Source organism: Streptomyces sp. NPDC033174 (assembly GCF_055577795.1).
Genome location: NZ_JBVIPQ010000007.1, coordinates 26029 through 47251, shown reverse-complemented (window position 1 = coordinate 47251; position 21223 = coordinate 26029). Strand labels below are relative to the sequence as shown.

The window sequence follows — 21223 nt, the reverse complement described above, 5'->3', positions numbered from 1 at the left end:
GGGTCGCCCGTCGCCGCGGGCCGTGCTGGGGGCGCATCAGGCTCTCCTCCTGACGGTCTGTCGCGAGATGGTGCGCGCGTCGAGGCCGGACAGGCCGCGTACCGCCACGTAGGCCTTCTCCCGGCCGGGCAGCGAGACACGGCCGCGCAGCACGGCTTCGGGGTCGCGCTCGATGCGGTCGAGCAGGCGCCGGTAGATCCCGGCCATGGCGGCGACACAGGCACCGCTGCGCCGGTCGAGCATCGGCAGGAGCCGGTAGCCCTCGGCGAACAGCGCCCGGGCGCGCCGGACTTCGAAGTGGACGAGGCCGGTGAAGTCGGCTCCGGCCGACGGGGTGGAGCTGTGGAAGCCGTCGGAGCAGCCGAACTTGGCGAGGTCGTCGGCCGGCAGATAGGTCCGCCCGCCGGCCGCGTCCTCACGGACGTCCCGCAGGATGTTGGTGAGCTGGAGCGCGAGGCCCAGCGTGTCGGCGTACTCGGCGGCGCGCTCGGCTCCGGGTGCGCCGGGCTGGGTACCGAACACGCCGAGCGAGAGCCGGCCGATGGCGCCGGCGACACAGCGGCAGTAGACCTTGAGGTCGTCCCAGGTCTCGTAGGTCTCGCCGCGCACGTCCATCAGGACGCCGTCGATCAGCTCGTCGAGTCCGTCGAGCGGGAGGGGGAAACGGCGGGCCGCGTCGGCGAGCGCCACGGCCACCGGGTCGGTGTCGTCGTCCTCGATCGCGCCCTTGCGGATGCGTTCGAGGAGGTCCCGGGTGGTTTCGAGCCGCTCGCGCTTGGCGTCAGGGGCGAGGGTGCCGTCGCCGATGTCGTCGACGCGCCGCGAGAACGCGTACAGGGCCGACATGGCCTGCCGCTTCTCGGTCGGCAGGAGCCTGATTCCGTAGGCGAAGTTTCGCGCCTGCTGCCCGGTGACGGCCTCGCAGTAGCTGTACGCGGCCTGTACCGGCGCGGTCATGTCCGTCTGTGCCTCCACGGTCCGGATCACCCCTCTCTCCGCGCTCGTCGCAGGACGGCGCCCGCTTCGCGCATCAGGCTCGGCTTGGTGGGCTTGGGCGGCCTGGGCAGTACGTCGTGTCCGGCTGTGGCGATGGCGTCGAGGGCGGCGTGCCCTCCGGCGACGAACCCCGCGAGGAGCAGGCGGAGCCTGCCGTGGACGCTACCCACGAGCGGGGTGCCCTCATGCAGCAGCTGCCGGGCGCGCGCGGCCTCGAACGCGATGAGGGCACGCACCGACGCGCCCCCGGTCGGCCGGGCCAGATCGGCTTCGGTGACATGGAAGCGCTTCATGTCCTGCGCGGGCAGGTAGATGCGGTCGCGGCCGAGGTCCTCGGTGACGTCCTGGAGGTGCTCGACGATCTGCAGGGCGGTGCAGATGGCGTCGGAGCACCGGATTCGCTCGGGGCTCCCGGTGCCGGTGATGCCGAGCACGAGCCTGCCGACGGGGTTGGCCGAGAGTTCGCAGTAGGCGACGAGGTCGTCGTAGGTCTCGTAGCGGTCGACCAGCTGGTCCTGACGGTTCGCCGCGATGAGGCCGAGGAACGGCTCGGGCGTCAGCGCGTGGCGGCGCACGGTCGGCTCCAGGGCGCGCAGCAGCGGGTGGCGCGGGCTGCCGGACGGGGCGAAGACGCGCATGAGGTCGGCCTCGAAGGCGTCGAGCATCGCGATGCGGTCGTCGGCGCGCCCGGGGTCGACACCGAGATGGCGGGCGTCCGCGCCGCCGGGGGCGAGATCGCCGTCGCCGATGTCGTCGACGAGACGGGCGAAGCCGTAGACGGCCATGAGGTCGTCGCGCCAGGCGCGCGGCAGGAAGAAGGGCGCCACAGGAAAGTTCTCTTGTGCGGCCTTGTCGAGGGTGGCGCGCGAGGAGGCGTCGGGGCGCACCTGCCGGGTACCTGTCACTGTGCGCTGCCCGCTGCGGGGACGGCCGAACGCTCGCGGAGCTGGAGACTTTCCGTCATTGCCGTCACATCTCCCGTTCTACACTGCTGACCCAATACATCCTATTTCGGACACGCCGCCGGTCCTCCCAAGTGGAGCGCCCGCCGGGGACGAAAAAGCCGGGGAGTATCGCCCCACTTGCCGCGAATCAGCACCGGTACAGCTTACGTTGTACAACGCCGGGTGCCGCGTCGGGGTGTTCGCCGCACGGCAAGAACACTCCTTTTGCACGCCAACGTTCGTCTGCGTCATGGGACTTGACCGACGCTTGGGGTTCGGGCCGTGCTCAGCCGGTCCGCACGCCCGAGACGACCATGGCCAGGGTCCGGTCGAGGACCGCGCCCCGCTCGCCGTGGGCCAGATGGTCCAGCGGGCCGTCGAGCAGCAGAAGCGACAGGCCGTGCAGGGCCGACCACACGGCGGCCTGCGCGCCCGGGCGCGTCGCCGCGGCCATCCGGCCGCTCTCGACGAGGTCGTCGAGCGCCTCGGAGAGCAGCCGCAGCGCCCGGGGTTCCTCACCCACCTCCTCGCACTCCGGTTCGATCCAGGCACGCTCGTCCCCGGCGGGCGGGCGCGGGGTGCAGAAGGCCGCCCGGTAGAGGCCGGGCTGGGCGAGGGCGAAGCCGACGTAGCCGCGGCCGATGGCGCCGAGCCGCAGCTCGGCGGCCCGGCCCGGGTCGTCCGCCCCCGGGGCTTCGGCGGCGGCCTTCTCCATGGCGTCCGCGAGCACCTGCCGACTGTGCGCCTTCACGGTCCGGAGCAGCTCGCCCTGTCCCGCGAAGTGCCGGTACGCGGCGGTGGGCGAGACACCGACCCGGCGCGCGGCCTCCCGGAGGACCACCTTCTGGGGTCCGCCGTCGGTCGCGAGCGCGACGGCTGCCGCGATGAGCGCGTTGCGCAGGTCGCCGTGGTGGTAGCCGGACTTGCCGCCCAAGATCGCTGCCATGTGCGGCATCCTGCCCGATGTTGACTGCGGGAACATGCACCCTCCGGGTCCCGTCACCGCCCGGGCCGGGGCCGGCGCCCACGGAGACGGGCCCCCGCCGGAGCGTTCCGGCGGGGGCCCGTCTCACCGGCGGTGACTACTTGCCGGTCTCGCGCTCATAGGCCTTCAGGACCTCGTCCGCCGGGCCGTCCATCAGCAGCTCGCCCTTCTCCAGCCACAGGACGCGGTCGCATGTGTCCCGGATCGACTTGTTGCTGTGGCTGACCAGGAAGACCGAACCGGCCGACTTCCGCAGCTCGCGGATCCGCTCCTCGGAGCGGATCCGGAACTTGTTGTCGCCGGTGGCCAGGGCCTCGTCGATCATGAGGACGTCATGGTCCTTGGCGGCCGCGATCGAGAAGCGGAGCCGGGCGCCCATACCGGAGGAGTACGTGCGCATCGGCAGGGTGATGAAGTCACCCTTCTCGTTGATGCCCGAGAAGTCGACGATGCCCTGGTAGCGCTCACGGATCTCTTCGCGGGACATGCCCATGGCGAGACCACCGAGAATGACATTGCGCTCACCGGTCAGGTCGTTCATCAGTGCCGCGTTGACGCCCAGCAGCGACGGCTGGCCGTCGGTGTAGACCTTGCCGCTCTCGGTGGGGAGCAGGCCGGCGATGGCCCGCAGCAGGGTCGACTTGCCGGAGCCGTTGGTGCCGATGAGGCCGATGGCCTCGCCGCGATAGGCGGTGAAGGAGACACCGCGTACCGCGTGCACCTTGCGCACTCCGCGGGACTCGCCCTTGTTGCCGCGGACCATGCGGCTGAGGGCGGCGGTCGCGCTGCCCTTGCCGCCGGCCGCGCCGTGGACGCGGTAGACGATGTGCACGTTGTCCGCGATGACGGTGGGGACGCGCCCCTGGTTCGGATCAGCCACGGCCGTACCTCTCCTCGGCCTTCCAGAAGTAGATGAAGCCGGCGACACCGATGAACAGGGCCCAGCCGAGGGCCGCCAGCCAGACGTGCGACGGCAGGTTGTCGGAGACGTAGCCGTCGATCAGGGCGAACCGGACGAGGTCCATGTAGATGGCCGCCGGGTTGTACATCAGGACGTCGGCGATCCACGCCGGCTTGTCCCTGAGCATCACCGGGATGGAGAACATCACGCCGGACGCGTACATCCAGGTCCGCATGATGAACGGCATCAGCTGCGCCAGGTCGGGCGTCTTGCTGCCCAGCCTCGCCATGATCATGGCGAGACCGGTGTTGAAGACGAACTGCATCGCCAGCGCGGGGATGATCAGGAGCCAGCTCAGCGAGGGGTAGCTGCCGAACCCGACCGCGACGAGCACCAGCACGATCATCGAGAACAGCAGCTGCTGGAGCTGCTGGAGCGCGAACGAGATCGGCAGGGAGGCGCGCGGGAAGTGCAGCGCCCGCACCAGGCCCAGATTGCCTGAGATCGCGCGCACGCCGGCCATCACGGAGCTCTGGGTGAAGGTGAACACGAACACACCCGTCACCAGGAAGGGGATGTACACCTCCTTCGGCATGCCGCGGCTGGCTTCCAGGATCAGCCCGAAGATCAGGTAGTAGACGAACGCGTTGAGCAGCGGCGTGGCCACCTGCCACAGCTGGCCGAGCTTCGCCTGGCTGTACTGGGCCGTCAGCTTCGCCTGGGAGAACGCCAGGATGAAGTGGCGACGCCCCCAGAGCTGGCGGACGTACTCGACGAGCCCCGGCCGGGCACCGCTCACCGACAGGCCGTATTTGGCGGCCAGGTCCGCCGGGGACAGGCCGTCGTCGGGAGACGGCGGAGCGCTCATGGCGATCGCGCCGTCGTGGGTCGTGTCACTCACAAGTTGAAACTTTCGTGTTCAAGATGCGCGGCAGGGCGGGCGGCGGGGACCGGTGGCGCCAGATCCCGGAGTACGCCCGATGCTCTCAGATCCGAGCCTGTCAGATGACGGGAGGTCGGCCCAGTCTGGTCAGGCGCCATACCGTACGCCACTTCATGGGCCGGCGGGGACCGCACGGTGTGGTCCACCCCTCCTTGAAACCGCCGAACCAGGCCTTGAGGGCGGCCCCGGAGGGCCGTCGGGCCAGGGTCAGCAGCAGCCAGACGCCGACATAGACCGGCACCAGGGGCGCGGGCAGATTGCGGCGGGCCAGCCAGACCCGGTTGCGGGCCACCATGCGGTGGTAGACCGCGTGCCGGGAGGGCGGGGTCGTGGGGTGGAACAGCACCATGTCGGAGCGGTAGTCGATCATCCAGCCGGCGTCCAGTGCCCGCCAGGCGAGGTCGGTCTCCTCATGGGCGTAGAAGAACTCGTCCGGCAGCCCGCCGACCTCGGCGATGACCTTGGTCCGGACGGCGTTGGCGCCGCCCAGGAAGGTCGTCACGCGCGAGGAGCGCATCGGGTCGGAGGCGCGCAGCCGGGGCACGTGCCGGCGCTGGGTCAGCCCGGTCTCCGGGTCCGCGATCCGGAAGCTGATGATGCCCAGCTTCGGGTCGGCGGTGAAGGCCTGGCGGACCAGCTCGGCGGTGTCCGTGTGCGCGAGCAGACCGTCGTCGTCGAGGAAGAGCAGGGCGTCCACATCGGTGCCGCCCGGGCCGAACGCCTCGATGCCGGCGTTGCGGCCGCCGGGGATGCCGAGATTCTCCGGCAGGTCGACCGTGCGCACGCCTTCGGGGACACCGGTGACCGGGGCGCCGTTGCCGACGACGACGATCTCGACCGGGTCGCCGTCCTGCTTGGCCACGGAGTCGAGCAGCGCGCGCAGGTCGTCGGGCCGGTTGCCCATGGTGATGATGACGGCACCGAGCTTCATGGCACTCACTTCAGCCTGCTCGACACGAGGATCGACACCAGGTGCAGCAGCGTCTGGAGCAGCGCGATGCCGGCCAGCACGGCGACGCCGAGGCGGGAGAAGAACAGATCCCCGCGGACGTCGTCCAGGACGGCCAGAACCAGGATGAGCAGCGACGCCTCGATGCCGAGGACGAGCCGGTGGAACTTCAGGGCGGCGGCGGCCCGGCGGGCGAGCGCCATGCCGGAGGAGCGCGGCTCGGCCGCCGCTTCCTTGACCGGCGGCAGTCCGCCCTGGTGGCGGGCGACACCGACCAGGTCCGTCTCGGCCTTGATCAGGATCGCGCCGAGCGCCGCGAGGGTGCCGAGGAAGGCCCACAGCCAGTCGATCCGGCCGCTGCCCCACAGGTCCGCGGCGCGCAGGCCGAAGCCGACCAGCACCGCCGCGTCACAGAGGTAGGCGCCGACCCGGTCCAGGTACACGCCGGACAGCGAGAACTGCTTCTTCCAGCGCGCCACCTCCCCGTCGACGCAGTCGAGCAGCAGGTAGAGCTGGACCGCCACCACTCCGAGGACGGCACCCCACACGCCCGGCACCAGCAGGGCCGGGGCGGCGAGGACGCCCGCGAGGGTCATCAGGTAGGTCAGCTGGTTCGGCGTGACCCGGGTGTTCACCAGGTGGCGGGTGATGCGCAGCGAGATCTCCCGCATGTACATGCGCCCGGCCCAGTGCTCTCCGCTACGCCGGTCCTTCACTCCTGCCGGGTGAACGACCGGACGGAGTTCAGCTACTGATGGTCTTGGCATAGTCGGCGTACGCGTCCCTGATCTGGTCGGTGGAGAGGTCGAGATGCTCGAGGATCGTGAAGCGTCCTGGCCGGGTCTGCGGTGCGTACTCCACGGCGCTGACGAACTCGTCGACGGAGAAGCCGATCTCCTCGGGCAGCACCGGCAGCGCGTGCCGGCGCAGCACCTCGGCGAAGAGCCCGGACTGCTCACGGGCGCCGCGCAGATGCATCGCGAAGGCGGCACCGAGGCCGACCTGCTCGCCGTGGCTGGCGGCCCGCCGGGGGTAGAGCAGGTCGAAGGCGTGGCTGATCTCGTGGCAGGCGCCGGACGACGGGCGGGAGTCCCCGCTGATCGACATGGCGATGCCGGAGAGCACCAGCGATTCGGCGAGGACGGTGAGGAACTCGTCGTCCGCGACGGTGCCGGGGTGGCGCAGTACGGCTTCGCCGGCCGTACGCCCCATGGCGGCGGCCAGGCCGTCGACCTGTTCGCCGTTGATCCGGTGCGAGAGCTCCCAGTCCGCGATCGCGGAGATGTTGGAGATCGCGTCGCCGACGCCGGAGCGGACGAACCGTACCGGCGCCTCGCGGATGCAGTCGAGGTCGATGACCATCGCGATGGGCGTCGGCACGCCGTAGGAGCCGCGCCCGTTGTCGTTGTCCAGGATGGACACCGGCGAGCACAGGCCGTCGTGCGAGAGGTTCGTGGCGACGGCGACCATCGGCAGGCCGACCCGCGCCGCGGCGTACTTCGCCACGTCGATGATCTTCCCGCCGCCGAGGCCCACCACCGCGTCGTACCGCTGGCCCTTTATGTCGTCGGCGAGCTTCACCGCCGAGTCGATCGTGCCGTCGGCGACCGGGTACCAGTCGGCGCCCGGCAGAACCGGCGAGAGCCGCTCGCGCAGCGCCTGGCCCGAGCCGCCGCTGATCGCGAAGGCGAGCTTGCCCGAGGCGGAGATCCGCTGGTCGGCCAGGAGGCCGGCCAGGTCGTCCATGGCGCCGCGACTGATGTCGACGACGACCGGGGACGGGATGAGCCGGGTCAGTACTGGCACGCGATCTCACGGCCCTTCGCGAGGTCGTCGTGGTTGTCGATCTCGACCCACTTGATGTCCCCGATGGGTGCCACGTCGATCTGGAAACCGCGGTTGACGAGCTCCTGGTAGCCGTCCTCGTAGTAGAGGTCGGGGTCGCGCTCGAACGTGGCCTTCAGGGCGTCCGCGAGGTCCTCGGCGGCCTCGGGCTCGATCAGGGTGACGCCGATGTACTCACCGGTCGCGGTCGCCGGGTCCATCAGCTTGGTGATCCTCCGGACGCCGTTGCCGTCCTCGGTGATGACCTTCATCTCCTCGTCGGCGAGCTGCTTCACCGTGTCGAGGGCAAGGATGATCTTCTGGCCGTTGCCCCGGGCTGCGAGCAGGGTCCGCTCGACGGAGACGGGGTGCACGGTGTCGCCGTTGGCGAGGATGACACCCTGCTTCAGGATGTCACGGGCGCACCACAGGGAGTACGCGTTGTTCCACTCCTCGGCCTTGTCGTTGTCGACGAGGGTGAGCTTGAGGCCGTACTTCGCCTCCAGCGCCGCCTGCCGCTCGTAGACGGCCTCCTTGCGGTAGCCGACGACGACGGCGGCCTCGGTGAGGCCGATCTCGGCGAAGTTCCCGAGCGTGAGGTCGAGCACCGTGGTGTCGCCATCGACGGGCACGAGGGCCTTCGGGAGCGTGTCGGTGTAGGGACGCAGACGCCGTCCGGCACCGGCTGCCAATACGAGGCCGATCATGCGGGTTCTCCTTCGTCATGTACGGCGGGTGCTCCGGAGGACACCCAGAATCGGATGGACTCCACGAGCACCACGATCGCCACGGCCACCGCGAGTGCGATGAGCCCGAGGGTGAAGTGGTCGTTCTGTGTCGACAGGACGGCGGCGAGCACCGCCACCATCAGCGTCCGGCCTTCGTGGCCGCCGATCGTCCGCACCAGCCAGGCGGGCGGCGCCCCCGTGCCGCCGCGGATCCGGTACACCGTGTCGTAGTGATGGTAGGCGACCGCCGCCACCAGGCCGAAAGCCGCGGGCAGCGCCCCGGGCACCTGGGACCGGGCGGCCAGCAGCAGCACGGTGCCGTACTCGGCGGCCCGGAAGACCGGGGGGACGAGCCAGTCGAGGGGGCCCTCGAGGGGGCGGGCGACGGCCAGGCCAGAGGTCAGCGCGTAGATCAGGGCGGCGCCGACGGTCCAGGTGCTTCCGAAGGGCTGCGTCCAGGCCACGGCCACGAGCAGCGCCGCGCCCAGGGCGGCGATCACGGGCCGGGCCGGCAGCCGCAGCCCGCGCAGCGCGCGGCCGGTGAGCTCGGCGAGCGGGCCGGAGTCCGCGAGGTCGGCGAGGGCCCGGGCGGCGCGGTCGGTGCGGCGGGCTTTGCGGGTCACCGAGCGCAGCACCCGGCCGGCGGTGGTGTAGCAGGCGGCGAAGGCGCAGCCGACGAGCAGCGCGTAGAAGACGACGCGGGGGGTGGTCACGGCGGTGAGGACGGCGATCATCGCCCAGCGCTCGCCGATCGGCAGGACGATCATGCGGCGGGCCCAGACCGTCCACCCACGGCTGTCGAGCTTGTCGGAGAGCGCCGCGGTGGGGCTGGTGTTGGCGGTGGCGTCGTGGTTGGCCTCGTTGAACGAGAAGTCCACGACGTGCCGGCAGGTCTGCAGGACCATCGCGCCGAGGGCCAGCGCCCAGACGTCGTCGCCGGAGCGCGCGGCGCCGAGCGCGAGCCCCGCGTAGTACGCGTACTCCTTGGCGCGGTCGAAGGTGGCGTCCAGCCAGGCGCCCATCGTCGAGTACTGGAGCGAGTAGCGGGCGAGCTGCCCGTCGGTGCAGTCCAGGACGAAGGAGAAGAGGAGCAGGAGGCCGGCGGCGATGTAGCCGCCCCGGGTGCCGGTGGCCGCGCTGCCGGCCGCGACGAGGGCGGTGATCAGCGAGGCGGTGGTGACCTGGTTGGGAGTCAGCCCCCGGCGCGCGCACCAGCGGGCGATGTAGCGGGAGTACGGGCTGATGAAGAAGGTGGTGAAGAACCCGTCGTGGGCCTTCACGGCGGAACGCAGCCGCACCGCCTCGTCGTCGACGGCGGCGACGGCCTCGCCGGTCCGCCGCCGGCTCTCGTCGTCCTCGGGCACGGCGGCGACGAGCGAGCCGAGCTCGGGACGGTGCACCGCGACGCCGTCGGCGTCGAGGGCGGCGGCGAGGGTGTCCGGGGCGTTCTCCCAGCCCACGGCCGGAGCCGCGGCCATCGCGCGGGCCAGGGCGGGGCGGGCCTCGCTCTGGGCGGTGAGCGCGCCGCTCGCGGAGGCCGCCGGGAATCGGGGGTCCGTGAGGGCGAGGCGCAGGGCGTGGACGTGACCGACGAAGCGGGGATCGACCAGGGCGACCCGCTCATCGGCGGGGACGGCGGAGAGCAGCGTGCCGATCTCCCAGGGACCGTAGGCGATCCGGACATCGAATCCCAGCGACCGCAGATCGCCCTCGAGCGGCGATCCGGGTACCGGCGGGCCGGTGAGGATGGCGGTCGACAGACGAACTCACTCCTTGGAGCTGACAGGGCTGGCGCACGGCGGCTCGGCCCGGGGGCCCGGGCGGCGGCGCGTCGGCTGAGGCTATCGGATGAACGGAAGGTCGAGTTCACCGAGGTTTTCCGATGAGCGGCACGGTCCGTTCGCTTCCCCCCGGCCCGGGCCGGATCGTGCCGGGCCCGGCGGGATCATCATGGGTGATCAACACCTCGACCCACAAACCGCGAGGGCTCGCGGGCCTTAGGGTGACTGTCATGACTTGGCTGATCACGGGTGGAGCGGGCTACATCGGTGCCCATGTGGCGCGAGCCATGACGGAGGCGGGCGAGCGGGTCGTCGTGCTCGACGACATATCGTCGGGGGTCGCCGGGCGGCTGCCCGCCGGTGTCCCGCTGGTCCGGGGCTCGATCGCCGACCGGGAACTGCTCGACCGCACGCTCGCCGAGCACGCCGTGACGGGTGTGGTGCACCTGGCGGCGAAGAAGCAGGTGGGTGAGTCCGTGGAGCGCCCGCTGCTCTACTACCGCGAGAACGTCCACGGGCTGACGGTGCTGCTGGAGGCCGTGGTCGCGGCCGGGGTCGAGCGGTTCCTGTTCTCCTCCTCGGCGGCGGTGTACGGGGTGCCCGACGTGGACCTCATCACCGAGGAAACTCCGGCCGTGCCGATCAATCCGTACGGCGAGACGAAGCTGGCGGGTGAGTGGCTGGTCCGGGCGACCGGGCAGGCCCACGGGATCGCGACCTCGTGTCTGCGGTACTTCAATGTGGCCGGCGCGGCGCATCCGGAGCTCGCGGACACCGGGGTGTTCAACATCATTCCGATGTTCTTCGACCGGATCACGCGCGGGGAGGCGCCGCGGATCTTCGGCGCCGACTATCCGACGCCCGACGGCACCTGCGTACGGGACTACATCCATGTCGCCGACCTCGCCGACGCGCATCTCGCGATCGCGCGGCGCCTGTCGGCCCAGCGGGGCGCGGGGGACCTGACGGTCAACATCGGGCGCGGCGACGGGGTCTCGGTGCGGGAGCTGGCGGACCTGGTGGCCGAGGTCACCGGCTCCCCGCACGCTCCGGTGGTCTCGGAACGGCGGCCGGGGGACGCGGCGAAGGCGGTCGCCTCGGTGGAGCGGATCGCCAAGGAGCTCGGCTGGACCGCGTCGCGCGGGGTGCGCGAGATGGTCGAGTCGGCGTGGGAGGGCTGGTGCCTGCACCACCCAAGGGCCGGGGTCTGACCCTGTCCGGGTGAGTCCGAGCAGACGGCACGTGCTCTGGCCTGCGGCTCGACCGAGAGCCATCACCGCAGGTCAGAGCATATGACAACGGTGTTCAGTGCCGGCTTGCAGATACCCCCCACCCGTAGTTCACTTGGCGGCGCGAGCGAAAGGGCGAACCGAGCCACGAAGAAAGCGGGAGGCGTCCTCATGGGGGCTGGGCACGATCACGGGCATACGCACGGCGGGCCGCCGCCCACCGGCACCGCGGCCCACGCCTATCGCGTGCGGCTGCGGGTCGCGCTGGCCATCACGCTCTCCGTGATGGTCGTGGAGATCGTCGGCGGTGTCGTCGCCGACTCCCTCGCCCTGATCGCCGACGCCGCCCACATGGCGACCGACGCGGTGGGCCTCGCGATGGCCCTGCTGGCCATCCACTTCGCCAACCGCCCGGCGACCGCGAACCGTACCTTCGGATTCGCCCGGGCCGAGATCCTCGCCGCGCTCGCGAACTGTCTGCTGCTCCTCGGAGTGGGCGGCTATGTGCTCTACGAGGCGGTGCAGCGGTTCATCGAGCCGGCCGCGACCAAGGGCGGTCCGACCATCGTCTTCGCCCTGGTCGGCCTCGCGGCGAACATGGTCTCCCTCTCGCTGCTGATGCGCGGCCAGAAGGAGAGCCTCAATGTGCGCGGCGCCTATCTGGAGGTCCTCGCGGACGCCCTGGGCTCGGTGACCGTGCTGATCGCCGCGGGCATCATCCTCGCCACCGGCTGGCAGGCGGCCGACCCGATCGCCTCACTGGTCATCGGCCTGATGATCGTGCCGCGTACGGTGAAGCTGCTGCGCGAGACGCTCGACGTGCTCCTGGAGGCGGCCCCCAAGGGCGTCGACATGGCGGAGATGCGCGCCCACATACTGGCGCTGCCCGGTGTGGAGGACGTCCACGACCTTCACGCCTGGACCATCACGTCCGGGATGCCGGTGCTCTCCGCGCACGTGGTCGTGGCCCAGGACGTACTGGACTCGATAGGGCACGAGAAGATGCTGCACGACCTCCAGGGGTGCCTCGGCGACCACTTCGACGTCGAGCACTGCACGTTCCAGCTGGAGCCGAGCGGCCATGCCGCGCATGAGGCCCATCTCTGTCACTGATCGCTGCTACGTTTTTCGCGGAGACACTCGGGTCTCGGATGTGTGGAGAGGAGCTGGGTCGATGACCGTCGCGATGGAGGCTGCCCACAGCAGCGCCCGGTCCGGCTTCAGCTTCCCGGGTCCTCGGCCGACCTGATCCCAGACGTCGGCCGCGACCCTCTCACACCAAGGGTCTCCCACGTTGTCCGACACCACCTCTTCCTCCTCCTCCCCTTCTCCCTCTTCTTCCTCCGTCGACGCCTTCTTCACCCTGCACCACGGTCTTCCGCGGCAGGGCCCCGGCTCCGACGACACCACCCGTCGGCTGCTCTCCCTCGCCGGGCCGCTGCCGCCGCGTGCGCGCGTCCTCGACCTGGGCTGCGGCCCGGGCCGTGCCTCGCTGCTGCTCGCCGCCGAGGCCGGCGCGGAGGTGACGGCGGTGGATCGCCACGAGCCGTTCCTGGACGAGCTGCGGCGCGCCGCCGAGGCTCGCGGGCTCAGTGACGCCATCAGGACCGTCAACGCGGACATGGCGGATCTTCCCTTCCCCGACGGGTCCTTCGACCTGGTCTGGGCGGAGAGCTCCGCCTACTGCATCGGTTTCGACACCGCCCTGCGCTCCTGGCGCCGGCTGCTCGCCCCCGGGGGGACGCTGGTGCTCACCGAGTGCGAGTGGACGGTGGAGGAGCCGAGCCCGGACGCGCGCGCGTTCTGGGAACAGCACTGTCCGCTGCGTACCTCCGCCGCCGACATGGCGGCGGCGGCCGCGGCCGGCTATCACGTCCTCGGGGTCGTTCCCCAGCCGGAGAGCGACTGGGAGGAGTACTACGGGCCGCTCGGCGAGCGGGCCGACGCCGCCGATCCGTCGGTTCCCGGCATGGCCGAGGCGCTCGCCGCCGCCCGGGCGGAGATCGCCATGCGCCGTGACCACGGCTCCGAGTACGGCTACACCGGCTATGTGCTGCGGCCGGCGGACGACCGCTGGAGCACCCGGCCGGAGACCGGGGCGGACATCCCGTCCGTACGGGCGGTCAACGCCGCCGCCTTCGAGACGGCTCAGGAGGCGGCTCTCGTCGACGCCCTGCGCGCCGACGCGGCCGCCTGGCTGCCGGGCCTGTCGTACGTCGCCGAGGCGCCGGACGGCACGGTCGCGGCGTACGCCCTGATCACCCGGTGCCATGTCGGCGGCGTGCCCGCCGCGGCGCTGGCCCCCGTCGCGGTCGCCCCCGCCCATCAGCGCGCCGGCGCGGGGCAGGCGGTCGTCCGGGCGGTGCTGGACGCAGCCCGGCTCGCGGGTGAGCGGCTGGTCCTGGTACTCGGTCATCCGGAGTACTACCCGAGGTTCGGTTTCGTACCGGCTTCGACATACGGCATCCGGGCGCCGTTCGAGGTGCCGGACGAGGCCATGATGGCGCTGTTCCTCGACGGTTCCGGGCCTGGGCCGCAGGGCACGATCCTCTATCCGGACGCCTTCGGAGTCTGAACCGACGTCCGCTCCCGCCGCGCTCCGGCGCGACGGGAGCGGACATGCCCGGCGGGCGAAGTACGGACAAGCCGGGTTTGTACGGCAGACTGAGGTGGCCCCACAGGGCCGAGGACCGATGCGAAGGATGGTTATGCCGACCACATCAGCTACCGCGGCGCACAGCTCGTCGAACGGAATCCAGCCGTCGATCATGCTCGAACTGGTCGATGAGGACGGCAATACCATCGGCACCGCGGAGAAGCTCTCCGCCCATCAGGCGCCGGGGCAGCTGCACCGGGCGTTCTCCGTGTTCCTCTTCGACGAGTCGGGCAGGCTGCTGCTCCAGCGCCGCGCGCTGGGCAAGTACCACTCCCCCGGGGTCTGGTCGAACACCTGCTGCGGCCACCCGTACCCCGGCGAGGCGCCGTTCGCGGCCGCCGCCCGGCGTACGCAGGAGGAGCTGGGGATCTCGCCGTCGCTGCTCGCCGAGGCGGGGACCGTGCGCTACAACCACCCGGACCCGGCGTCGGGCCTGGTGGAGCAGGAGTTCAACCATCTCTTCGTGGGCATGGTCCAGGCCCCGCTGCGGCCGGATCCGGAGGAGGTCGGCGAGACGGCGTTCGTGACGGCTCAGGAGCTGGCCGAGCGGCACGCCGCGGCGCCGTTCTCGGCCTGGTTCATGACCGTACTGGACGCCGCGCGCCCCGCCATCAAGGAGCTCACGGGGCCGGCCGGGGGCTGGTGACCAGATAGGGCGGAGGGGGTGGTCCGGCGACCTTGAGCGGCAGCGCCGCCCAGATGATCTTGCCGCCGCTCGCGGTGTGCTCGACGTCGCACGTGCCGCCCGCCTCCAGGGTGGTCTCCCGTACCAGCAGCAGACCCCGGCCGCCCGTCTGGGCGTCGTCCGCCTCGAGCGCCTTCGGCCGGTACGGGTGGTTGTCCTCGACGGACACCCTGATCCACTCCGCGCCGATCGCCACCTCGACCGCGATCTCCGGGGAGAGCAGGGCCGCGTGCCGTACGGCGTTGGTCACCAGCTCGGAGACGATCAGCAGCAGCCCCTGGACGAGGTCGTCGTGGGCCGGCACCCCCTGGCGGTTCAACAGGTCCCGTACGGCGTGCCGGGCCTGCGGCACCGAGACGTCGACCGCGGGAGCGGTGAAGCGCCAGACCCCTTCGTACGACGGCGGTCGTGCGGGGACGCTCCCGCCGCTCTCCATAGTCCGGCTCCCACCCTCGTGCTCGATTGTCGCCACGGACCGAGTGTTGGGAATGGGCTGGTCCGTACCGACCTACTGACCAGAAGTCGACACGTATCGATGGATTCTGACCGAGTACGCACAAGAGGATCAGATAGGCGACTGGTTCTGCCCTTCTGTTGACGGCTTCGCGGTCCCTTCGCCGCGCTGCGACCCGGCGCCCCCACCGGTCCTCGTTCGAGGCGCCCGGATAGCATCCCGCGCATGGAGCCGCAGTTGGAGCACACCGTCGCGGACGGCGTCGCCACCGTCGTGATCAGCAACCCCGCCAAGCGCAACGCCATGACGGCGGGCATGTGGCGGGCGCTGCCCGAGCTGCTCGCCGCGCTCGCCTCCGACCACGCCGTACGCGCCCTGGTCCTCACGGGCGCCGGCGACACCTTCTGCGCCGGGGCCGACATCTCCACGCTCCGCGAACCCGGCGACGAGCAGCAGACCCTCGCGGTTCGGGCCGAGGAGGCCCTCGCCGCCTTCCCCAAGCCGACGCTCGCGGCGATCCGCGGCTACTGCGTGGGCGGCGGCAGCCAGCTGGCGGCGGCCTGCGACCTCCGTTTCGCCGAGGAAGGTTCTCTCTTCGGGGTCACTCCGGCGAAGCTCGGCATCGTCTACCCGTCCTCCTCCACCCGGCGGCTCGTGTCGCTGGTGGGACCGTCGGTCGCCAAGTACCTGCTCTTCTCGGGTGAGTTGATCGACAGTGAGCGGGCGCTGCGGACCGGCCTGCTGGACGAGGTGCTGCCCGGGGGCGGACTGGACAAGCGGGTGGCCGAGTTCGTCCGGGTCCTGGTGTCGCGCTCGCTGCTGACGCAGGCCGCGGCGAAGGAGTTCGCGTCGGGCCGCACGGACCGGGACGCGTACTGGTCGGAGCGGGCACGCGGCAGCGGCGACACCGCCGAGGGTGTCGCCGCCTTCCTGGAGCGCCGGGCTCCGCGCTTCACCTACGACGGCTGACGCGCCGGGACCGTCCTACTCGGCGAGGACCTTCTCCGCCTGTCCGCGCCACTGGGCGACGATCTCGGCCGGGGCCTTCTCCGGCGAGCCCGCGTCGTACGGCGGCTGCGGGTCGTACTCGGTGAGCAGCTGGACCGTCTGGGCGACCGCGTCTCCGCTGATCCGGCCGAGCAGGTGGAGCGCCATGTCGATGCCGGAGGAGACCCCGGCGGCCGTGACGTACTTGCCGTCGAAGACCACGCGCTCGCCGGTCGGCTCGGCCCCGTGGGGCACCAGCTCGTCGAGGGCGAGCCAGTGGGTGGTGGCCCGGCGGCCCTTGAGAAGTCCGGCCCCGGCGAGGATCAGGGACCCGGTGCACACCGAGGCAGTCCAGGTGCTGCCGGCGTCGGCCGCGCGGACCCAGTCGAGGATCGCCGCGTCCTTCATGGCCTCGCGGGAGCCGGGACCGCCGGGGATCAGCAGGATGTCGGGGTCGGGCACCTCGGCGAGGGTCCTGTCGGCGACGAGGGCGAGGCTCCCCTGGTCGCCCCGCACTGGGCCGGCCTCCTTCGCGACGAAGACGGTCTCGGCTCCGGGAAGCCGGGCCAGCAGCTCGTACGGGCCGACGGCGTCGAGGGTGGTGAAGCGGTCGTAGAGCAGGACGGCGATCTGCATGGGATCCCTTTTCGTTTCGGTGGGTGGATCGCGGGTCAGCGCGTGGATCGCAGGGGTGCGTGGAAGCGGCGGCGGTACTCGGCGGGCGCGGTGCCGAGCGCCTTGGCGAAGGCCCGGCGCATCGCCTCCGGGGTGCCGTAGCCGGCCGCCCTGGCGACCTCCTGGACTCCGTCGGTGGTCTCCTCCAGGAGGCGGCGGGCGTGTTCCAGCCGGACGCGGTCGACGTACCGGCCCGGCGTGGTGCCGGTCTCCGCCTGGAAGGCGCGGGCGAAGTGGCGCGGTGAGAGCCTGGCGCGGGCGGCCAGGGCGTCGACGGACAGATCGCCGTCGGGATGTTCGGTGATCCATGCCTGGAGCTCACGCAACGGCTCGCGCCGGGCGGTCTGGGCGGCGAGCTGGGCGCTGAACTGGGCCTGATTGCCCGGCCGGCGCAGAAAGACGACCAGGTGACGGGCGATGATGAGGGCCACCTCCCGGCCCATGTCCTCCTCGACCAGGGCGAGCGCGAGGTCGATGCCGGCGGTCACCCCGGCGGAGGTCGAGAGCTTTCCGTCCCGTACGAAGATGGGGTCGGGGTCCACGTCGACCTCGGGGTAGCAGCGGGCGAGGTGGTCGCAGACCACCCAGTGGGTGGTCGCCCGGTGACCGTCGAGGAGTCCCGCCTCGGCGAGCAGCAGGGCGCCGGTGCACACCGAGACGAGCCGTTCGGCGCGCGGGGCGTGCTCCCGCAGCCAGTCGATCAGCCGGGGGTCGGGGTACCGCGTGCCCTGGCCGCCCGGGACGAGCAGGGTGTGCGGTTCCTCCGCGTCGGCGAGTGCGGAGTCCGGCAGCAGCCGTAGGCCGCTCTGGGTGCGCACCGGCGCGCCGTCGAGGGAGGCGGTACGGATCGGGTACGCCGGGAGGTCCCCGCCGAGCCGGCCGGCGCCGGCGAACACCTCCACCGGTCCGGTCACATCAAGGCTCTGGACGCCCTCGAAGAGGACGACGAGCACGGGTCGCCGCGTCATGCCGTTCATCCTTCGCCGGACGGCGGATGGCCGCAATGACGAGCACCCCACCTTTTCTGCCATGGGGATCCCGGGGGTTCCCGCCGTACCGACCAGTCGGTAACGTGCGGTCATGACTTCTCTGCCCGCGCGTGCCGGACGCCGCTGCCACCACGTCCTGAACCCGTTCCACTCGACGCACTACTTCTCGCCCGACTGCGAGCGCGAGTTCGCCGCGATCGGCGTCGAGGACACCGCCGCGGCCCGGATCGCCGCACGCAGCGCCGCGCTGGGGGCGGTCGGGCCCGGCACGGTCGCCGCCGCCTTCTACAACTACAACCACGAGCTCCTCTCCCGCTATCTGCCGGCCGTGTGGGAGGCGGCCTCGCCCGCGACGGTCCTGGAGGCGCGGCTGCGGGTCGTCGACACCACCCTGCGGCGGCTGCTCGGCGACGCCGTGGAGTCGGCCGAGATGAAGGAGGCGGCCGGTCTCGCCCTGCGCGCCACCGAGGCGTGCACCCGCCACGCCAGGCCGCTGTACTCCGCGCACGCCGATCTGCCGGTGCCCGAAGCCCCGCACCTCGCCTACTGGCACGCCACCACGCTGCTGCGCGAGCACCGCGGCGACGGCCACCTGGTCGCCCTGCTGTCCGCCGGGCTCGACCCGGTGGAGGCCCTGGCCAGCCACACCGCGACGGGCAAGGGCATGGCGCCGCGCTGGATCCTCGGCACCCGCGGCTGGCGACGCGCCGACTGGGAGGCGGCGGTGGAGCGGCTGCGCGAGCGCGGACTCCTGGACGCCGAGGGCGAGTTGACCCCTGAGGGCGCTGCCCTGCGCGACGAGGTCGAGGAGCACACGGACCGGCTGGACTCCGCCCCGTACGAGCACCTGGGCGCCACCGGCGTCGAGCGGCTCACCGAGCTGGGCCGCGGCTTCCTGGGCGCCGCGGTGGCCGCGGGCGCCTTCCCGGGAGACCTCATCGGCAAGGGCTGAGCGCCGCGCGGTGGGGGGCTTGCGGCACTTCCGGCGCCGAACCGGCAGAATGCAGGCTCATGCTTGAGGCACGAGAAGGCGAGTCGGGACACGTGACGACGTCCATCGAAGGCAGGATCGCCGAGGAGCTCGGCGTACGGGAGCGGCAGGTGAAGGCGGCCGTCGAGCTGCTCGACGGCGGTTCGACCGTGCCGTTCATCGCGCGCTACCGCAAGGAAGCGACCGAGATGCTCGACGACGCGCAGCTGCGCACGCTCGAGGAGCGGCTGCGCTATCTGCGGGAGCTGGAGGAGCGCCGGACGGCGATCCTCGACTCCGTGCGCGAGCAGGGGAAGCTGAGCGACGAGCTGGCGGCGCGTATCCGGGCTGCCGACACCAAGGCGCGGCTGGAAGACATCTACCTGCCCTTCAAGCCCAAGCGCCGCACGAAGGCGCAGATCGCGCGCGAGGCGGGGCTCGAACCGCTGGCCGAGGGCCTGCTCTCCGATCCGTCGGTGGACCCGCTCGCGGCGGCCGCCGCCTTCGTCGACGCGGACCGGGGCGTCGCGGACGCCCAGGCCGCGCTGGACGGCGCCCGGGCCATCCTCACCGAGCGGTTCTCGGAGGACGCCGACCTGATCGGCGAGCTGCGCGAACGGATGTGGACACGGGGACGGCTCGCCGCCAAGGTGCGCGAAGGCAAAGAGGAGGCGGGCGCGAAGTTCGCCGACTACTTCGACTTCGCCGAACCGTTCACGGCGCTGCCCTCGCACCGCGTCCTCGCGATGCTGCGCGGCGAGAAGGAGGACGTCCTCACCCTGGAGCTGGAGCCCGAGGAGCCCTCGGACACGCCCGGGCCCTCGACGTACGAGGGTATGGTCGCGCGGCGCTTCGGCGTCGCGGACCGGGGCAGGCCGGGCGACAAGTGGCTTGCCGACACGGTCCGCTGGGCGTGGCGGACACGGATCCTGGTCCACCTCGGCATCGATCTGCGCCTGCGGCTGCGGACGGCCGCCGAGGACGAGGCGGTCCGTGTCTTCGCGGCGAACCTTCGCGATCTGCTGCTGGCGGCGCCGGCCGGGACCCGGGCGACGCTGGGGCTCGACCCCGGTTTCCGTACGGGTGTGAAGGTCGCCGTGGTCGACGCGACGGGCAAGGTCGTCGCCACCGACACGATCTACCCGCACGTCCCGGCGAACAAGTGGGACGAGTCGCTGGCGAAGCTGGCGCGGCTCGCCAAGGAGCACGCGGTCGAGCTGATCGCCATCGGCAACGGCACGGCGTCCCGCGAGACCGACAGGCTCGCTGCCGAACTGTGCGAGAAGCACCCCGAGTTGAGGCTCACCAAGGTGATGGTCTCGGAAGCGGGCGCCTCGGTGTACTCGGCGTCGGCGTTCGCCTCGCAGGAGCTGCCGGACCTCGACGTGTCGATCCGTGGAGCCGTGTCCATCGCGCGGCGGCTGCAGGACCCGCTCGCGGAGCTGGTGAAGATCGACCCCAAGTCGATCGGTGTCGGCCAGTACCAGCACGACCTGTCCGAGGTGAAGCTCTCCCGCTCGCTGGACGCGGTCGTCGAGGACTGTGTGAACGGTGTCGGCGTCGACGTCAACACCGCGTCCGCGCCGCTGCTCTCGCGGGTGTCCGGCATCGGGGCGGGACTCGCCGAGAACATCGTGGCGCACCGCGACGCCAACGGGCCCTTCCGGTCCCGCAGGGCGCTGAAGGACGTGGCGCGGCTCGGCCCGAAGGCGTACGAGCAGTGCGCGGGCTTCCTGCGGATCCGCGGCGGTGACGATCCGCTGGACGCCTCCTCGGTGCACCCGGAGGCCTACCCGGTGGTGCGCCGGATGGTGAAGACGGTGGGCGGTGAGGTCGCCTCCCTCATCGGCAACACGGCGGTCCTGCGGTCGCTGCGGCCCGACACCTTCGTGGACGAGACGTTCGGCCTGCCCACCGTCACGGACATCCTGCGCGAACTGGAGAAGCCGGGGCGGGACCCGCGTCCGGCGTTCAAGACCGCCACCTTCAAGGAGGGCGTCGAGAAGATCGGCGACCTGGCGCCGGGGATGATCCTGGAGGGCGTCGTCACGAACGTGGCGGCGTTCGGGGCCTTCGTGGACGTCGGCGTCCACCAGGACGGTCTGGTCCATGTGTCGGCGATGTCGAAGACCTTCGTCAAGGACCCGCGCGACGTGGTGAAGCCGGGTGACGTCGTGAAGGTGAAGGTGCAGGACGTCGACATCCCGCGCAAGCGGATCTCGCTGACGCTGCGCCTCGACGACGAGGCGGCCGAGGCCGCCCCGAAGCGGGAGCGGGAGCGCGGCGGACGTCCTCCGCAGCAGCGGCAGGGCGGCGGCGGCCGTGAGCGGCGGGGCGGCGGCGGTTCCGGGGGCGGCCGCGAGCGCGCCGCCCAGGCCCCCGCGCCCTCGAACAGCGCGATGGCCGACGCCCTGCGCAAGGCGGGTCTGCTGAACGAGAAGGGACGCGGGGGGCGGTAGCTCCGTAGCCTGGTGCTTGGCGGGTACTTGGCGAGTGGGCCCTCTTGCGGGGGCCCACCGGCCGTCGG

General features: G+C 71.7%; 21 protein-coding genes. 8 read left to right on the top strand and 13 right to left on the bottom strand.

The window, feature by feature from the left end:
* Positions 1 to 36: 36 nt before the first annotated feature.
* The 10 genes from hpnD to ACZ5VC_RS22240 all read right to left on the bottom strand — a co-directional run bounded on the left by hpnD (position 37) and on the right by ACZ5VC_RS22240 (position 9748).
* Positions 37 to 987: a presqualene diphosphate synthase HpnD gene (gene hpnD, locus ACZ5VC_RS22285; protein WP_469121779.1), complete on the bottom strand. Its 951-nt coding sequence runs from the start codon at positions 985 to 987 to the stop codon at positions 37 to 39.
* Positions 984 to 1901 carry a squalene synthase HpnC gene (hpnC, locus tag ACZ5VC_RS22280; RefSeq protein WP_469121778.1) on the bottom strand — a complete coding sequence of 306 codons (918 nt, stop codon included), beginning with the start codon at positions 1899 to 1901 and terminating at the stop codon, positions 984 to 986. Before hpnC ends, hpnD begins: the two co-directional genes overlap by 4 nt.
* Positions 1902 to 2226: 325 nt before the next feature.
* Positions 2227 to 2886, bottom strand: coding sequence for a TetR/AcrR family transcriptional regulator (locus tag ACZ5VC_RS22275; protein WP_469121777.1), 660 nt, complete (start codon positions 2884 to 2886; stop codon positions 2227 to 2229).
* Between the two features lie 136 nt (positions 2887 to 3022).
* The gene (locus ACZ5VC_RS22270) at positions 3023 to 3805 is read right to left on the bottom strand and encodes an ABC transporter ATP-binding protein (protein ID WP_469121776.1); all 783 of its coding nucleotides are present in this window, start codon (positions 3803 to 3805) and stop codon (positions 3023 to 3025) included.
* Complete coding sequence (locus ACZ5VC_RS22265) at positions 3798 to 4727, bottom strand: ABC transporter permease (protein WP_469121775.1); 930 nt, start codon at positions 4725 to 4727, stop codon at positions 3798 to 3800. Before ACZ5VC_RS22265 ends, ACZ5VC_RS22270 begins: the two co-directional genes overlap by 8 nt.
* A gap of 100 nt (positions 4728 to 4827) precedes the next feature.
* The gene (locus ACZ5VC_RS22260) at positions 4828 to 5700 is read right to left on the bottom strand and encodes a glycosyltransferase family 2 protein (RefSeq protein WP_469122119.1); all 873 of its coding nucleotides are present in this window, start codon (positions 5698 to 5700) and stop codon (positions 4828 to 4830) included.
* 5 nt (positions 5701 to 5705) lie between these two features.
* On the bottom strand, positions 5706 to 6485 hold the full coding sequence (locus tag ACZ5VC_RS22255; protein WP_469121774.1) for a CDP-alcohol phosphatidyltransferase family protein: 780 nt from the start codon (positions 6483 to 6485) through the stop codon (positions 5706 to 5708).
* Positions 6463 to 7524, bottom strand: a complete 1062-nt coding sequence (locus tag ACZ5VC_RS22250; protein WP_469121773.1) for an iron-containing alcohol dehydrogenase family protein — start codon at positions 7522 to 7524, stop codon at positions 6463 to 6465. Before ACZ5VC_RS22250 ends, ACZ5VC_RS22255 begins: the two co-directional genes overlap by 23 nt.
* The gene (locus tag ACZ5VC_RS22245) at positions 7512 to 8249 is read right to left on the bottom strand and encodes a phosphocholine cytidylyltransferase family protein (protein WP_469121772.1); all 738 of its coding nucleotides are present in this window, start codon (positions 8247 to 8249) and stop codon (positions 7512 to 7514) included. Before ACZ5VC_RS22245 ends, ACZ5VC_RS22250 begins: the two co-directional genes overlap by 13 nt.
* Positions 8246 to 9748, bottom strand: a complete 1503-nt coding sequence (locus tag ACZ5VC_RS22240; RefSeq protein ID WP_469121771.1) for a DUF5941 domain-containing protein — start codon at positions 9746 to 9748, stop codon at positions 8246 to 8248. Before ACZ5VC_RS22240 ends, ACZ5VC_RS22245 begins: the two co-directional genes overlap by 4 nt.
* Before the next feature lie 99 nt (positions 9749 to 9847).
* On the opposite strand from ACZ5VC_RS22240, the gene ACZ5VC_RS22235 reads away from it, so the two are divergent.
* The 5 genes from ACZ5VC_RS22235 (at position 9848) to idi (ending at position 14582) form a co-directional block, all read left to right on the top strand.
* Positions 9848 to 10156, top strand: a complete 309-nt coding sequence (locus tag ACZ5VC_RS22235; RefSeq protein WP_469121770.1) for a hypothetical protein — start codon at positions 9848 to 9850, stop codon at positions 10154 to 10156.
* A gap of 125 nt (positions 10157 to 10281) precedes the next feature.
* Positions 10282 to 11262: a UDP-glucose 4-epimerase GalE gene (gene galE, locus ACZ5VC_RS22230; protein ID WP_469121769.1), complete on the top strand. Its 981-nt coding sequence runs from the start codon at positions 10282 to 10284 to the stop codon at positions 11260 to 11262.
* A 189-nt stretch (positions 11263 to 11451) separates the two neighbouring features.
* Complete coding sequence (locus ACZ5VC_RS22225; RefSeq protein WP_469121768.1) at positions 11452 to 12393, top strand: cation diffusion facilitator family transporter; 942 nt, start codon at positions 11452 to 11454, stop codon at positions 12391 to 12393.
* A gap of 181 nt (positions 12394 to 12574) precedes the next feature.
* Entirely contained in the window at positions 12575 to 13855 is a 1281-nt protein-coding gene (locus tag ACZ5VC_RS22220; protein ID WP_469121767.1) for a GNAT family N-acetyltransferase, read from the top strand.
* A gap of 133 nt (positions 13856 to 13988) precedes the next feature.
* On the top strand, positions 13989 to 14582 hold the full coding sequence (gene idi, locus ACZ5VC_RS22215; RefSeq protein ID WP_469121766.1) for an isopentenyl-diphosphate Delta-isomerase: 594 nt from the start codon (positions 13989 to 13991) through the stop codon (positions 14580 to 14582).
* Here the strand turns inward: idi and ACZ5VC_RS22210 are convergent.
* Positions 14557 to 15057 (bottom strand): ATP-binding protein, encoded by a 501-nt coding sequence (locus ACZ5VC_RS22210; RefSeq protein WP_469122118.1) that lies wholly within the window; start codon positions 15055 to 15057, stop codon positions 14557 to 14559. The genes idi and ACZ5VC_RS22210 overlap by 26 nt on opposite strands.
* A 243-nt stretch (positions 15058 to 15300) precedes the next feature.
* Between ACZ5VC_RS22210 and ACZ5VC_RS22205 the strand changes: the two genes are divergently transcribed.
* A complete protein-coding gene (locus ACZ5VC_RS22205; protein WP_469121765.1) occupies positions 15301 to 16044 on the top strand; it encodes an enoyl-CoA hydratase/isomerase family protein in 744 nt (247 codons plus the stop codon).
* A gap of 15 nt (positions 16045 to 16059) precedes the next feature.
* On the opposite strand, the gene ACZ5VC_RS22200 is transcribed toward ACZ5VC_RS22205, so the two are convergent.
* Positions 16060 to 16698, bottom strand: coding sequence for a DJ-1/PfpI family protein (locus ACZ5VC_RS22200; RefSeq protein ID WP_469121764.1), 639 nt, complete (start codon positions 16696 to 16698; stop codon positions 16060 to 16062).
* 35 nt (positions 16699 to 16733) lie between these two features.
* Entirely contained in the window at positions 16734 to 17705 is a 972-nt protein-coding gene (locus ACZ5VC_RS22195) for a GlxA family transcriptional regulator (RefSeq protein WP_469121763.1), read from the bottom strand.
* Positions 17706 to 17817: 112 nt separating this feature from the next.
* On the opposite strand from ACZ5VC_RS22195, the gene ACZ5VC_RS22190 reads away from it, so the two are divergent.
* Complete coding sequence (locus ACZ5VC_RS22190) at positions 17818 to 18678, top strand: SCO6745 family protein (RefSeq protein WP_469121762.1); 861 nt, start codon at positions 17818 to 17820, stop codon at positions 18676 to 18678.
* Between the two features lie 92 nt (positions 18679 to 18770).
* On the top strand, positions 18771 to 21155 hold the full coding sequence (locus ACZ5VC_RS22185; RefSeq protein WP_469122117.1) for a Tex family protein: 2385 nt from the start codon (positions 18771 to 18773) through the stop codon (positions 21153 to 21155).
* The last annotated feature ends 68 nt before the right edge of the window (positions 21156 to 21223 follow it).

Coding starts and splice junctions, on each gene's coding strand:
- ACZ5VC_RS22275 (WP_469121777.1), bottom strand. CDS start 2,886: ATGGCAGCGATCTTGGGCGGCAAGTCCGGCTACCACCACGGCGACCTG.
- ACZ5VC_RS22260 (WP_469122119.1), bottom strand. CDS start 5,700: ATGAAGCTCGGTGCCGTCATCATCACCATGGGCAACCGGCCCGACGAC.
- ACZ5VC_RS22255 (WP_469121774.1), bottom strand. CDS start 6,485: ATGCCAAGACCATCAGTAGCTGAACTCCGTCCGGTCGTTCACCCGGCA.
- ACZ5VC_RS22245 (WP_469121772.1), bottom strand. CDS start 8,249: ATGATCGGCCTCGTATTGGCAGCCGGTGCCGGACGGCGTCTGCGTCCC.
- ACZ5VC_RS22240 (WP_469121771.1), bottom strand. CDS start 9,748: ATGGCCGCGGCTCCGGCCGTGGGCTGGGAGAACGCCCCGGACACCCTC.
- galE (WP_469121769.1), top strand. CDS start 10,282: ATGACTTGGCTGATCACGGGTGGAGCGGGCTACATCGGTGCCCATGTG.
- ACZ5VC_RS22225 (WP_469121768.1), top strand. CDS start 11,452: ATGGGGGCTGGGCACGATCACGGGCATACGCACGGCGGGCCGCCGCCC.
- idi (WP_469121766.1), top strand. CDS start 13,989: ATGCCGACCACATCAGCTACCGCGGCGCACAGCTCGTCGAACGGAATC.
- ACZ5VC_RS22210 (WP_469122118.1), bottom strand. CDS start 15,057: ATGGAGAGCGGCGGGAGCGTCCCCGCACGACCGCCGTCGTACGAAGGG.
- ACZ5VC_RS22205 (WP_469121765.1), top strand. CDS start 15,301: ATGGAGCCGCAGTTGGAGCACACCGTCGCGGACGGCGTCGCCACCGTC.
- ACZ5VC_RS22200 (WP_469121764.1), bottom strand. CDS start 16,698: ATGCAGATCGCCGTCCTGCTCTACGACCGCTTCACCACCCTCGACGCC.
- ACZ5VC_RS22195 (WP_469121763.1), bottom strand. CDS start 17,705: ATGACGCGGCGACCCGTGCTCGTCGTCCTCTTCGAGGGCGTCCAGAGC.
- ACZ5VC_RS22190 (WP_469121762.1), top strand. CDS start 17,818: ATGACTTCTCTGCCCGCGCGTGCCGGACGCCGCTGCCACCACGTCCTG.